The organism is Rivularia sp. PCC 7116 (assembly GCF_000316665.1).
In the GTDB taxonomy this organism is placed as follows: Bacteria; Cyanobacteriota; Cyanobacteriia; order Cyanobacteriales; family Nostocaceae; genus Rivularia.
This window is the reverse complement of record NC_019678.1, coordinates 1,811,709-1,824,921: the sequence shown is the minus strand read 5'-3', so window position 1 is coordinate 1,824,921 and position 13,213 is coordinate 1,811,709. Positions and strand designations below refer to the sequence as shown.

Annotated in this window: 10 protein-coding genes; 6 read left to right on the top strand and 4 right to left on the bottom strand. The window is 36.5% G+C overall.

What is annotated here, in order from left to right; translation table 11 throughout:
• Positions 1 to 172 precede the first annotated feature (172 nt).
• Both menB and RIV7116_RS06970 read right to left on the bottom strand, forming a co-directional pair.
• Positions 173 to 1,006, bottom strand: coding sequence for a 1,4-dihydroxy-2-naphthoyl-CoA synthase (gene menB, locus RIV7116_RS06975; RefSeq protein ID WP_015117578.1), 834 nt, complete (start codon positions 1,004 to 1,006; stop codon positions 173 to 175).
• 207 nt (positions 1,007 to 1,213) lie between these two features.
• Complete coding sequence (locus RIV7116_RS06970; protein ID WP_015117577.1) at positions 1,214 to 1,693, bottom strand: SET domain-containing protein-lysine N-methyltransferase; 480 nt, start codon at positions 1,691 to 1,693, stop codon at positions 1,214 to 1,216.
• 612 nt (positions 1,694 to 2,305) lie between these two features.
• Here RIV7116_RS06970 and RIV7116_RS06965 point away from each other — a divergent pair.
• Positions 2,306 to 2,647: a hypothetical protein gene (locus tag RIV7116_RS06965; RefSeq protein ID WP_044290791.1), complete on the top strand. Its 342-nt coding sequence runs from the start codon at positions 2,306 to 2,308 to the stop codon at positions 2,645 to 2,647.
• Here the strand turns inward: RIV7116_RS06965 and RIV7116_RS06960 are convergent.
• The gene (locus tag RIV7116_RS06960; protein ID WP_015117576.1) at positions 2,637 to 4,076 is read right to left on the bottom strand and encodes a sodium:solute symporter family protein; all 1,440 of its coding nucleotides are present in this window, start codon (positions 4,074 to 4,076) and stop codon (positions 2,637 to 2,639) included. The genes RIV7116_RS06965 and RIV7116_RS06960 overlap by 11 nt on opposite strands.
• 406 nt (positions 4,077 to 4,482) lie before the next feature.
• The gene (menD, locus tag RIV7116_RS06955) at positions 4,483 to 6,243 is read right to left on the bottom strand and encodes a 2-succinyl-5-enolpyruvyl-6-hydroxy-3-cyclohexene-1-carboxylic-acid synthase (RefSeq protein WP_015117575.1); all 1,761 of its coding nucleotides are present in this window, start codon (positions 6,241 to 6,243) and stop codon (positions 4,483 to 4,485) included.
• A 108-nt stretch (positions 6,244 to 6,351) separates the two neighbouring features.
• Here menD and folB point away from each other — a divergent pair, with 108 nt between their 5' ends.
• The 5 genes from folB to RIV7116_RS06930 all read left to right on the top strand — a co-directional run bounded on the left by folB (position 6,352) and on the right by RIV7116_RS06930 (position 13,097).
• Positions 6,352 to 6,711 carry a dihydroneopterin aldolase gene (folB, locus tag RIV7116_RS06950; protein ID WP_015117574.1) on the top strand — a complete coding sequence of 120 codons (360 nt, stop codon included), beginning with the start codon at positions 6,352 to 6,354 and terminating at the stop codon, positions 6,709 to 6,711.
• Between the two features lie 1,051 nt (positions 6,712 to 7,762).
• Entirely contained in the window at positions 7,763 to 9,040 is a 1,278-nt protein-coding gene (locus RIV7116_RS06945; RefSeq protein WP_015117573.1) for a diguanylate cyclase domain-containing protein, read from the top strand.
• 829 nt (positions 9,041 to 9,869) lie between these two features.
• A complete protein-coding gene (locus tag RIV7116_RS06940) occupies positions 9,870 to 11,183 on the top strand; it encodes an ABC transporter substrate-binding protein (RefSeq protein WP_015117572.1) in 1,314 nt (437 codons plus the stop codon).
• Between the two features lie 67 nt (positions 11,184 to 11,250).
• Positions 11,251 to 12,141, top strand: a complete 891-nt coding sequence (locus RIV7116_RS06935; protein WP_015117571.1) for a carbohydrate ABC transporter permease — start codon at positions 11,251 to 11,253, stop codon at positions 12,139 to 12,141.
• A gap of 119 nt (positions 12,142 to 12,260) precedes the next feature.
• The gene (locus RIV7116_RS06930; RefSeq protein ID WP_015117570.1) at positions 12,261 to 13,097 is read left to right on the top strand and encodes a carbohydrate ABC transporter permease; all 837 of its coding nucleotides are present in this window, start codon (positions 12,261 to 12,263) and stop codon (positions 13,095 to 13,097) included.
• Positions 13,098 to 13,213 lie beyond the last annotated feature (116 nt).

Genomic DNA, 13,213 nt, shown 5'->3' with positions numbered 1-13,213 from the left:
TTTTTTATGTTTCCCATCCACCCTTGAGAATTAATCAAATGCAATATTAGTTTTGATGGGTGTATTGTAACAACAAAAAGATTTTTTTCTTCCCCCTCCTCTCCCTCTCACTGCTCCCCCCCTCCCTAGCCTCACCGTCAATTTTTATGGTACTGACCAGTCAGTAGTTGTGTCACGGCAACCAAGGATATTGACGAAAATCTGGCTTACGCTTTTCTAAGAATGCCTGCTTTCCTTCACTTCCTTCTTCCGTCATGTAATAAAGTAAAGTGGCATTGCCAGCAAGTTCTTGTAAACCCGCTTGTCCGTCACAGTCAGCATTAAAAGCCGCTTTCAAACAGCGAATTGCAATCGGGCTTTTTTCTAAAATCTCTTGTGCCCATTGAATACCTTCAGCTTCTAATTGCTCTACAGGTACCACAGTATTTACTAAACCCATATCTAAAGCTTGTTGAGCGCTGTACTGACGACACAAAAACCAGATTTCGCGAGCTTTTTTTTGTCCGACGCAGCGGGCTAAATAACTTGCACCAAAACCACCGTCAAAGCTGCCAACTTTTGGCCCGGTTTGTCCGAATACCGCATTGTCGGCGGCAATTGTCAAGTCACAAATTAAATGTAAAACGTGCCCTCCCCCAATTGCGTAACCTGCAACCAAAGCAATTACGACTTTGGGCATGGAACGAATCAAACGCTGTAAATCCAATACATTTAAACGGGGAATGCCATCATCATCCACATATCCGGCTTTCCCGCGCACGCTTTGGTCGCCACCAGAGCAAAACGCATATTTACCGTCAGTATGAGGTCCCGCGCCAGTAAACAATACTACGCCGATAGTAGAATCTTCGCGGGCATCGCAAAAAGCTTGGTAAAGTTCAAAAACAGTTTTAGGACGAAAAGCATTGCGTTTGTGGGGACGGTTGATGGTGATTTTCGCAATACCATCGGCTTTATCGTAAAGAATATCTTCGTAGGTTTTGGCGGTTTGCCAGTTGATTTGCATTATCGGTCATTAATCATGAGTCATTTGCCATTATCTAATAGCTGTGGCGCGAGAAAATGTCATTGGGTGTAAAGATAACGCAAAAGCCCACCGTGCAAATCAACATAAAATTACCGTATCGCCATCGGCAGCAATTGCACAGTACTAGCTTGGATATTATTAGAGCTATTGTATCTGGAGAACCTAGCCGAGTTAAATTGACCGATCTTAATTAGAGACGTATTTTTGATTATTTATGTCAAGTTCAAGAAGGTAAGGAGCGACAAAGCCCTCATACTGTTTCTTCTTAGTCGCTGGTAAATCTTTCCAACCAGTGATTCTTCCCCTACAGTCTTTTGAGCCACACATACATTTGGGTGGAAAATAATTAACAGTATAGTTTCTCATCGCATAATCAAAACTTAATTCTTCTTCCACACTAATGTCTTTCATTGCAACAAAATCATGAGCACCTGTTTCATTGATTTGGATGCCACAATTAGGATTGCAAGAATGGTTTACTTTAGATATCAACCCTGCATGGAGAGCAAATTTATTTTGACCTATTTGTGAGGCATGAGAATGATTTTCATCTAACATTTTTTCAAATCTACCAACCATCACTGTCTCACCAGGCTTAAATGCTCGGGTAGCAAACATTCCTTCTCCTTTACCACCAACATTTCTTAATTCAAAACCATCTTTCATTTAGCTTTACCTTACTTGTATGAGTATTAAGCTTTTATTAGTATAGGATTAAAACGTCACCAAATGATATTAATGGGATTTAGACAAAAAGCAACGAGAAAAGCCTGAAATCAATTTAGGGAAAGGGATATATTTCAAGACCATAAGAATCGCTTCAACCCAGATATTTTAATAAAAAAAGTACAATGAGAAAAAAGTAATAGTGTGTATAGCTTTAAGTCTTTTTTGATTACGAAAAATGTCTAAGTTCCGTTGAGCTTCATTAACTAGATGTCGCACCTAGCAAAACTTTCTTCGTCAGAATTATCTCATCTTTAACCGGAAACAATTCTTTTATCAAAGGAAAGCTTCAATAAAAACTTTCAAGCAGATGAGCGGATTCAACCGACTGCCGATTTAGAAGCTAAAGACGGTTTTTCTCAACATCTTTTAGTATTTTTTCTTAACGGCTTACCAAATTTGATGCAGCAGTTTGCTCAAAAAAATAGTGAGTCTGAAGTTAGAGCAGGTGATATTGCACTGGTACCAGCACAAATGCCTCAAAGATGGCAATGAAATGGTTTTGCTAAGACTTTACATTTAAGGCTGAATCCAGAAATTATTCAAAATGTTGTGCGTACAAAATACAAAGGAAATGTTTCTTCTGTAGAACTTTTACCTTGTTTTCGTTCCGATGCTATAGGTTTGCGCCACGTTGCAAAAACTCTACATTCGGAACTTCATTCAGGTTTATGGGGTGAATTACACGTAGAGGCTTTAGTCAATAGGTTAGTGGAATTAATTCTGCTGTATCATTCCAATCTTGAATGTCAAAGAAAAGGACCAAAGGGTAAGTTATCGCGGGTAAGGTTAAATGAAATTTTTGAATATATTGATACAAACCTCGCTTATACAATTAGTTTGGAAAATCTTGCAAATACTGTAGACATTGATAAATTAACCTTTAATCTCTAACTTTTATCTTTTGCCCTAAATTCACGTTTCCTAAAACAATAATTAACCCCGAAACAAAAACTATCGGCACAACTGGTAAAAAACCAAAAGTAAAACTTGCTGGAATTATATTTAACGCAAAACCGATTAATGCTGCTTCCCCTACAAGAATAGAAATAATACAGCTAAGGGGATTAATATTTCTACCATACAAAGCAGCAATAACCGTAGGAAATAAAACAGCGAAACCAGTAAAAGCTTGAGTTGCGATCGCAGTAAATGTTGCAGGTGGATTATAAGCAATAATTAAACCAACAATTGCCAAAATCACAATCAATATCCTACCAACCAAAGTTTGTTCGCCTAGAGTTGCATTCGGACGAAAATAAGATATATATACATCTCTTGTCAACATCGTACTTAATGCTAAAAGTTGCGAATCCAATGTTGACATCAAAGCTGCTAATGCTCCTACCATCACAAAAGAAGCTATCCAAACGGGTGTATATTCTGCCAACATCATCGGTAAAACCTGGTCTGTAACTTTTCCTGTTAAATTAGGAAAGGGAATATGCCCCCAAACACCAATTAATACCGGACAAATGAACATTGCTGTGGTTATTAAAGGATATAAAATTGCAGATACTTTTAAAGGAGTGGCTGTTTTAGGAATATAAAACCGCATAAACATTTGGGGAAACATCGGTAAACTGAGAATCCACAAAACCATATAGCTAAACCACTTCGATTTAGTGAAAAATTTATCTACACCCTGTCGGGAAAAAAGTTCTGGTAATTGTTCGTAAGCAGTGCGGTTAGCCTCCGTAATTCCTCCCAAACTATTAGCAATAGTTAATAGGGCTACAATCATCAATACAAACATTAAAATACCTTGCAAAACATCAGTTAATGCAACGCTTCGCATTCCACCCATAAAGACATAAATGACAACCACAAATGTCAAAAGTATTGCTCCGGCAAAGTAAGGAATTTGTCCATTAGTTAAATTTTCTAAAAGATATCCCCCACCAATAGGCTGCAAAGTTAAATAAGGCAATGTAAAAATCACCATTACCGCCAGAAATATTAGTTTAAGAGTTTGACTTCCCAAACGTTCGGCAATTAATTCCGAGGGAGTAATAAAACCTTTTTCTTTACCTAAAAGCCAGACTTTGTAACCAATTAAATAAAACGACACACCTACAAACGCCGTTCCAAATCCCATCATCGGATAATAGCTAATACCTACACGATAACCAGCACCAGCAAATCCTAAAAAAGCAAAAGCACTAAAGTTAGTCGCAATCAGCGTGAAGAATAAAACAATACTGCCAATTTTACGGCTAGCAAGGAAATATTCTTGAGGTGTATTATTTTGTGTTTTAAGAGTAGCGATTCCTACACCCAAACTCAATAGTAAATATGCTCCAATGAATAGATAGGTAATCATATTTTTTCTACTTATGGCTATTTTATCTTGTACCCCTGTGGGGAAATGAAGTACCCCTTTGAAATGTTTGAAAGCCCTAAAATATAGAAACTGTTGAATGCGATAATGCCCGATTTATGCGGTACTCTACTAGTTTGATGGTGTTTTCCAAAAATTGAGAGCAAATACTAACATGGTGAAAGAAATCAGAAGTTGTAAGCCGATAAAATATATCACCCAAGGAGGAAGATAAAAAACTGAAAATGATATTTCTGGTTGCCAATACCAAAAATCAAGAGAAAGAAAAAATATGACGGTAAACCAAAAAAACCAGAAATATGAACTCCGAAAAAGATTCATTTTATTTATTAGTTAATATTTATCAATTACAAATTGTCAATAAATCAGTGTCATCCGCGTAATCCATTTAACCCGCGTTCGCCATCTTTGCCAAATTCTCTTTACGCCATTTCGCATCTGCTTTACGATTAGTGCGTATTTCTAAAACCCGAATTCCTTTAGTTGGTAATGGATTTAATTTTTTACTTAACTCTGCCCAAGAAGTAATTAACTCGTGTTCGACACCGTAAGTTTTACACAATTGAGCAAAGTCTATATCCTGGGGAGTTGCAAACAACTCTTCAAAGGGTGGTTCAAATTCTGATATTGGCAGCATTTCAAAAATTCCACCGCCATTATTATTAATTAATACTATCGTTAAATGTCCGATAAACTTATTTCTGCTTAAAAAGCCGTTAGTATCGTGCAATAATGCCAAGTCACCCGTTAACATGACGCTGCTTTGTTGACGATGAGCTATTCCTAAAGCAGTTGACAAAGTGCCATCAATACCGTTTGCACCACGATTGAAAAATGGTTTGATTCCTAAATTATTCGGTTTCCAGAAAAATTCAACATCCCTTACCGGCATACTATTAGATATAAACAAAGGCGTTTCGGGTGGTAAAACCTGAGAAAGTAACCAAGCGGCTTTACCTTCAAATAACTCTTGCTTTTGCGCCAAAGTTTTATCAATATTTTCTCTTACCTGATTTTCAGCACTTAACCATATTTGAAGATAATTATCTCCTTGTCTACTTTTCCCCTTGTCTGCCCATGCCAAATCTTCAACATTCATCCGCAAATGAACCACTCTTCCATGTAAAGCATCAATATTTTGATTTGAGGGTTCAATTATCCAGCGGAGAGGATTATTATCGTTCAACCATTGACGCAGTATTTTGCTAGTAGGCATTTCGCCGATTTGAATTACGACTTCTGGATGTAACTCAGTTGCTAAATTTTGACTTCTTAAAATTAAATCGTAGGTAGAAATTATATAGGGGTTGAGTGAAGCATGATTTCTAACTGGTGATAATCCCTCTGCCAAAACTGGAAATTTTAAATTTTGGGCAAGTTGCGCGATCGCACTACAATACTTCGATGGTTTTTGGGGTTGAGCAACTCCAGCAATGATAATTCCTCGTTTCGTTTCCAGCCATTTCTGAGGAATTGCGAAAGAAGAATGAATCAATTTTTGTTGATATTTATTTGTAACTGCGGCAAAAAAATCTTCTGAGCTAAAGTTTGATTGTAATGATTCCAAATTTTCTTTATTAAAATAATTTTTATCCCTGATTGGTGGAAGAGGGTCGCGAAAAGGTATATTTAAATGTACTGGGCCAGAAACGGGATAAAGCGTTTGTTCAAATGCGTATATTGTAGTTTGGCGCAAATAAGCCAACATTTCTGTGGTTATGCTAGGGATTGCTAATTCTGCTTGCCAATTAGGATAATTAGCAAATAGTTTCAACTGATCGATGGTTTGCCCCGAATGGCAATTACGCAATTCTGCCGGTCTATCGGCAGTTAATAATAGTAAAGGTACGCGGCTATAATTTGCTTCCACAACTGCGGAATAAAAATTTACTCCAGCCGTACCGGAAGTGCAAACTACAGCAACGGGTAATCCAGTCGCTTTGGCTCTACCCAAAGCGAAAAAAGCTGCCGAACGTTCATCAAGAATCGGAATAACTTCTATATCTGGTTGAGAACGAGCAAAAGCAACTGTCAAAGGAGTCGAACGAGAACCCGGACAAATTACAGCACAAGTCAAACCCAATCGTTTAAGTGTTTCAGTAAATATAGAAGCCCAAACTTCGTTAATATTTCTAAATTCAATCGGCATGAAAAATCAGGTTAAAGGTTAAAGGTTAAAGGTTAGAGGTTAAACATTAAATATTTTCAACTTCTAACTCCTAATTCTTAACTTTAAACTCCTAACTCCTAACTCATTATGGACTGTATCTATTTAACAGGAATTCGCGCTTACGGTTACACTGGCTATCTAAAAGAAGAACAAGTATTAGGACAATGGTTTGAGGTGGATGTAAAGCTATGGTTGGATTTAAGTATATCTGCTCAAACTGACGCGATTCAAGATACTATCGATTACCGTAGCGTCATTAGTTTAGTACAAGAAAAAATTAAAACCTCAAAGTTTGCTTTGGTTGAGCGTCTTACGGGTAGTATTGCAGATTCTATTTTACAAAAATGCGATTTGGTAAAGCAAGTTCAAGTGATATTGAGTAAACCTGCTGCACCAATTCCAGATTTTGGCGGCAAAATTACCATTGAACTAATTAGAAACAAATAGTTGCTTGGAGCAAGCAGCAGAAAAAAATATCAATTGCGATACGCTTTAGCGTCGCCCTTAGGGCTATGGCACTTTGAATTCTAATTTGATCTGCGGCTAAATCTTATAACAGGATAAACAAAAATTATTAATAAAAATTATTGTATTAAAGGTATTCTGTCCGCGTCTTGCATACAACTGAAATAGACAAGATGCTAATAGTGTTATTGATTGAATAATAAATTCATTTTGAATGCCTATATCTAATATAGGCTTAAAAAATCTACTACTTAAGTATTTATTTTTATACCTTATTGCATATTTTCAGATGAGGCATATATTGCATATTCTTAATATAGGGATCGTAGATTTCGATCTGATATAACTTTACAAAAATTAAAGCGATATTTATTTACGGTTTAAATGTAGATATGGACTATTTATGAAAAATAAAAATAGAAATTAGTTGAATAAAAAAACATAATTATAGGTATTTTTGCAAAAAGTGCTTGAAGTCTGAGAACACACCCTAGAACCCCTTTTAGAAATAAGATTTGCTGAAATTTTTGTTAATTGCGATTTTCCGATTGTGATTTGAAAATAATATGCGTATGTATTCAATTTTAATACTTTTATTTGACAGCTACATTTTATTGTCTGCGATAAAAAGCCTTAGTTGCAACACAATCTGCTTTTAAAGCTCAATCTAATAAACGATATGTCAATCTATTAATAGTATTTTTTTTTAATCCACTTAAGTAAAAACCGCAGTCAGCTATATTTACTATAAAAAAGATTGTAGCTAATAAACATGGAGGTAGCTTTTATACAAAGCGCTTTGGGATATATTAATAATTGGCTATAATAACTTGGCATTCCATCTGTAAAACCATCAAACAAATGTACAACAGATCGATAAGAGTTTCAGAGGCCCAATGATAGTAAATCAAATAAACAAGATTGTTCGTAACCGAACAATGCTGCTTTAAATATTGATTATGATTAGAGTATTGAGATTTAACTTAGGTTGAAATTTGCAAAAAACTGATTTTAAGCAGTGAGTAAATGGCACATGAGCAACCTAAAAATTTTCCTTAATGAAGATAAACCAAACCAGAATTGTTCCATTAAGAAAAATTTACAAAAGTTTTGGAGCCGCGTTCTGAAAGTTAATGATGCGGTTGAAAAGTTAATTACAAAGGTTGTAAAAAATATTCAAAGTTTGACTTTGGTTGATATTTTTTTGATGAAAAAATGCAATGGAGGAATAGTAGTCATCGTTCAGAGATACCATTTAGATTCTGTACTGCATTTGACAAAAATTTGGGAAATTACGAAAAAAATTAATAAATATGTTGCCCACTTTTATAAACCTTTTATAACAAGAGACTCGCATATGGCTAGTAAAATGGCTACCTTCAAGCATCAATTAAGTAGAGGATTCCAACAACAAACACAATACTTCAACGTAGTTATTAATAGTATGGGGTGTGGGGTAATTGTCACAGATGTTAATAGTTGTATCGAAAGTATTAATCCTGTCGCAGAAGAACTAACTGGCTGGTCAAAAAATGAAGCTATTGGTAAAAAATTGTTAGAAGTTTTTCTTCTCAAAGATGCCGATACAGAGGAAGAAATCGACAATTTAGCTGCACGTGCAATGAATAGGGGTGAAATTTTGAATTTGCCAGAAAACTGTAAGCTAGTAGCTAAAAATGGTAGCGAAATATCAATTGGTGATACTGTCTCACCCGTGCGCGGTGAAGATGGGGAAATTTTAGGTGCCGTGTTGGTATTTCAGGATATCAGCAAACGAAAAAAGAGAGAAGCAGAACTCATACACAATGCTTTTCATGATTCTATAACGGGGTTACCTAATAGAATTTTGTTTCTCGATAGACTTACACAGTCTTTTGAACGTAGTAAACGTAGAAAGAATTATAGCTTTGCTGTTTTGTTCGTGGATTTAGATGGTTTCAAGAAGATTAACGATAAATTTGGTCATGGGATGGGAGATAAATTGCTGATAGATATAAGCCAACTTTTGGAGTGCTGCTTGCGCCGTGGAGATACTGTAGCCAGATTAGGCGGTGATGAATTTGCCATTCTCTTAGAAGACATTGAAGATGTTGCCGATGGTGTTAATGTTGCTAAACGCATTCAAGAGAAGTTGGAAACGCCTTTTGATATTAATGAGCGTAAGATTTTAATCACAGCCAGTATTGGTATTGCTTTGAGCAATCGAACACACCACGAACCCCTGAACTTGTTAGATGATGCAGACAAGGCAATGTACCAAGCTAAAAAACAAGGTAAAGCTGGATATAGAGTGTTTGAGGCAGAATCGTAACTAAGATTAAAGATTAAAGGTCAAAGGTATTTAGTCAAGAGACTTTTGACCTTATAATTATTTCCATCTCATTTGTTGCAGCATTTGGGTGGAAGCTCAAATAAACCGGGTTTAAGAACTACTAAAATATATCAGTTTTAAGAAGTTGAACTCTAAACGGTTGGTTGTATCGCCCTCTTCAGATATCTCCTACAACCAAAAATTAGTTCATTGCATAAATTCTGACTGGTTCGTTTTCTACCTAACGTCGGGAGACGTAGCACTCCGCCCCTCTCTACAAACTATCAATTTTAATGAAAAGAACTACTAGTGGTTCTTTTCATTAATTTTAAAGGATTTATTTTTCTCAAAATTCTTTTCTCCCCCTGCTTCCCCTGCTTGTCAAAACCCATTAATTTTAATGAAAACGAATAATAGTCACGCACCCTACGCGAAAAATGTGTATTGTTGCCAAATCCGAATAAAATAAAGCCGCTAAAAACAAAGTACTTACCGCAAAATGTAACCCTTTACACCCTCAGTTGGCATAAGCATAAACTTGATGCACCTACTTAATATCTTAATATATAGATAAATTAAGGGCTTAAAAATATAATTCTTAAACTTTTCAGTTGTTTTTAATCATACTCTAGCAATTATGAACAAAAGAGCTATAATATCGATACTTAAAATTATCTATAAAGTTTAAAAACATTAATAAATACAAAGAAATATTAAACAATATATTGGCATCACGAAAATAGTTGATGACGAAAAACGTGGTGGCGATATATAAAAGTGAGCTTTGCTTAACGCAGTGTTATTTAACTAACTATTTGACTAACAATCAATGTTGGATTTAGAAGCGATCAACCAATTCAGAAAAGTATTGCAAAAACTTAGATTTAGAGTTTTGGCAATATTCCTTATTGTTGTGTTTGGGATGGTGATTTTATCGGTAAAGCCAGCCCAGACGCAAGAGCCGGTAACGTTAAATTTACTGATGACAGCCCCCGATGCCGAGCCTTGGAAGAAGGGGATAGTTAAGGATTTTGAAGTAGAAAATCCCGGTATTCGTATCAATATTATTGAAGGGCCGAATGCTACAGATTTATTAGAAAATATGTATACTTCTGCCTTTATATTGGGGGATTCTCCTTATGACTTAATTAATATGGATGTCATTTGGACACCAAAATTTGCCGCTGCTGGTTGGCTATTGGACTTGACAGATAAAATTACGAAACAAGAATTAGCAGCATTTTCACAAAAGGATGTAGAAGGGCGACGTTACAAAGGTAAACTATATGCGGTTCCCATGCGTAGCGATGTGGGAATGCTTTATTACCGAAAAGATTTACTCAAAGAAGCTGGATTTAATCCTCCAGAAAGCTTCGATGATTTAGTCAAAATATCCCAAAGTTTACAAGAAAAAACCAACGTCAATTGGGGTTATGTTTGGCAGGGAAAGCAATACGAAGGATTAGCCGCGATGTTTGTGGAAATCCTTGAAGGTTTTGGTGGTTATTGGGTTAACCCCGATACCTTAGAAGTAGGTTTAGATAAACCACAAACAATAGAAGCAATTGAATTTCTGAAAAATACCATTAAACCAACAGAAATTTCTCCTGCGGGAGTAACTACATATCAAGAAGAAGAAACAAGACAAATATTTCAAAATGGGGAATCAGTCTTTTTAAGAAATTGGCCTTATGTTTGGCCTCTCGCAAACAAAGAATCTTCACCTGTTGACGGTAAAATTGCTATCAAGCCGATGGTACATACCAAAAATGGCAGTAGCGGAGCTTGTTTGGGAGGTTGGGCTTTAGGAATATCCAAATCTAGCAAACATCCCGAAGAAGCTTGGAAAGCAATCAAGTATTTTACTTCCGAAGCAGCACAGCGAAAATTTATCTTAGAAGCCGGTTTTGTACCCAGTCGGCGATCGCTATTTACAGATCCACAAATTGTCGCAAAATATCCCCATTATCCTGAATTATTGAAAGTCGTAGATAAAGCGGTATTGCGTCCACCCATTGCTCAATACGCTCAAGTATCCGACATTTTGCAACGCTATCTTTCCGCCGCGTTGACAAATCGAATCACTCCCGAAGTCGCGATGAAAAATGCAGCATCCGAAACTCGTCAGTTATTAGGGAGATAAGTAATGAGTAATGAGTAATGAGTAATGTTAACTGCTCACTGTTCACTGATAACTGTTCACTGATTTTATGGAAACAATTCGGAGTAGAGAACAAAAAACGGCTTTAATTTTATTACTACCAGCAATGCTGTTGCTGTTGTTGGTTTTTGGCTATCCTATCGCTCGTGCTTTTTGGTTGAGTTTGTTTACGGAAAATTTGGGAACGCAATTGCAACCTGTGTTTTCGGGTTTTGATAATTATCTCAGGATGGCAGGAGATGGGCGGTTTTGGCAAAGCTTTCTAGTCACAACTATATTTACTAGCGCCTCGGTAATTTCGGAATTGATATTAGGTTTAATAATCGCTTTGGTATTAAATCAACAGTTTTTTGGACGTGGTTTAGTACGAACAACCGCGATTTTGCCTTGGGCTTTACCTACTGCTTTAATTGGTTTGGCTTGGGCTTGGATTTTTAACGATCAATATGGTGTAGCAAACGATATCTTGCTGCGATTAGGCTTTATTGAAAACGGGATTACCTGGCTAGGAGATCCAACTTTAGCAATGGTTGCAGTTATTTTTGCTGATGTCTGGAAAACTACGCCTTTTATCAGTATTTTGCTGTTAGCTGGTTTGCAGTCAATATCTAGCGATTTGTATGAAGCGCATTCGATTGATGGAGCAACCCCCTGGCAAAGTTTCCGGCAAATAACACTGCCACTTTTGATACCACAAATTTTGATAGCCGTTTTATTTCGGTTTGCTCAAGCATTCGGAATCTTTGATTTGATTTCAGTAATGACAGGTGGTGGTCCCGGAGGAGCAACAGAAGTGGTATCGCTTTATATCTACTCCACTATCATGCGCTACTTAGACTTTGGTTACGGTGCAGCTTTGGTTGTAGTAACTTTTGCGTTGTTAATTTTCGCCGTTTTTATTGCAAGTTTACTACTGCGCGTATCTCGCACAAGTACTTAAAAGTAGGTATTGGGCATTGGGCATCGGGCATCGGGCATTGGTTAGATATTTTAAACTCCTAACAACTAAAAACTAACCACTAACCACTAACAACTAACAACTAACTAATAACTACTAATATGAAAAAAAACCTTCTAAAACAAATATTGCTGTGGTTGGCAATTATTTTTGTTATTGTATTCAGTTTGGCTCCGGCTTTATGGCAGTTATTAACTTCATTTAAGCTGAATGAAGATATTTCCAAACTTCCTACAATTTACTTTCCAACTCGCTTTACTTTAAGCCATTATACGGAGTTATTTCTTCGTCGTCCTTTTTGGCGTTATATATTAAATAGTGCCTTTGTTTCAATTCTTTCTACAGCTTTTGCTTTGGGCATAGGTGCCCCGGCTGCTTATGCTTTGGCTCGTTTACGTCCGAAGGGTCAAAATATTATTCTTGCGAGTATTTTAGTTGTTACGCTTTTTCCTGGAATTTTGCTATTTTTCGGGTTATTAGAAATTGTGCAATTTTTGCGTTTAGGTAATAATTATTTAGCGTTAATAATTCCCTATACGGCAATAAATTTACCCCTAACGATTTTGGTTTTACGCAGCTTTTTCGAGCAATTACCCAAAGATTTAGAAGATTCTGCAAGAGTTGATGGCTACAATACCTGGCAAACGCTAACGCAAATTATTTTACCAATGACTCTCCCGGCTTTGGTAACAACGGGAATTCTCACATTTATTTTTGCATGGAATGAGTTTATATTCGCACTCACATTTATTACCCGCGAAGATATGAAAACAATTCCCGTTGCAGCAGCCCAATTAAGTGGTGCATCAACTTTTGAAATACCTTATGGTCCCATTGCTGCGGCTACAGTTTTAGGAACATTACCCCTAGTTTTATTAGTTCTATTTTTTCAGCGCAAAATTGTCCAAGGGCTTACCGCAGGGGCAGTTAAAGGATGAGTTAGTTGTTAGTTGTTAGTTTTTAATTGTTAGTTTTTAGGAGTTTAAAATATCTACCCAATGCCCAATGCCCAATTACCAATTACCAATTACCAATGCCCAATGCCCAATGCCCA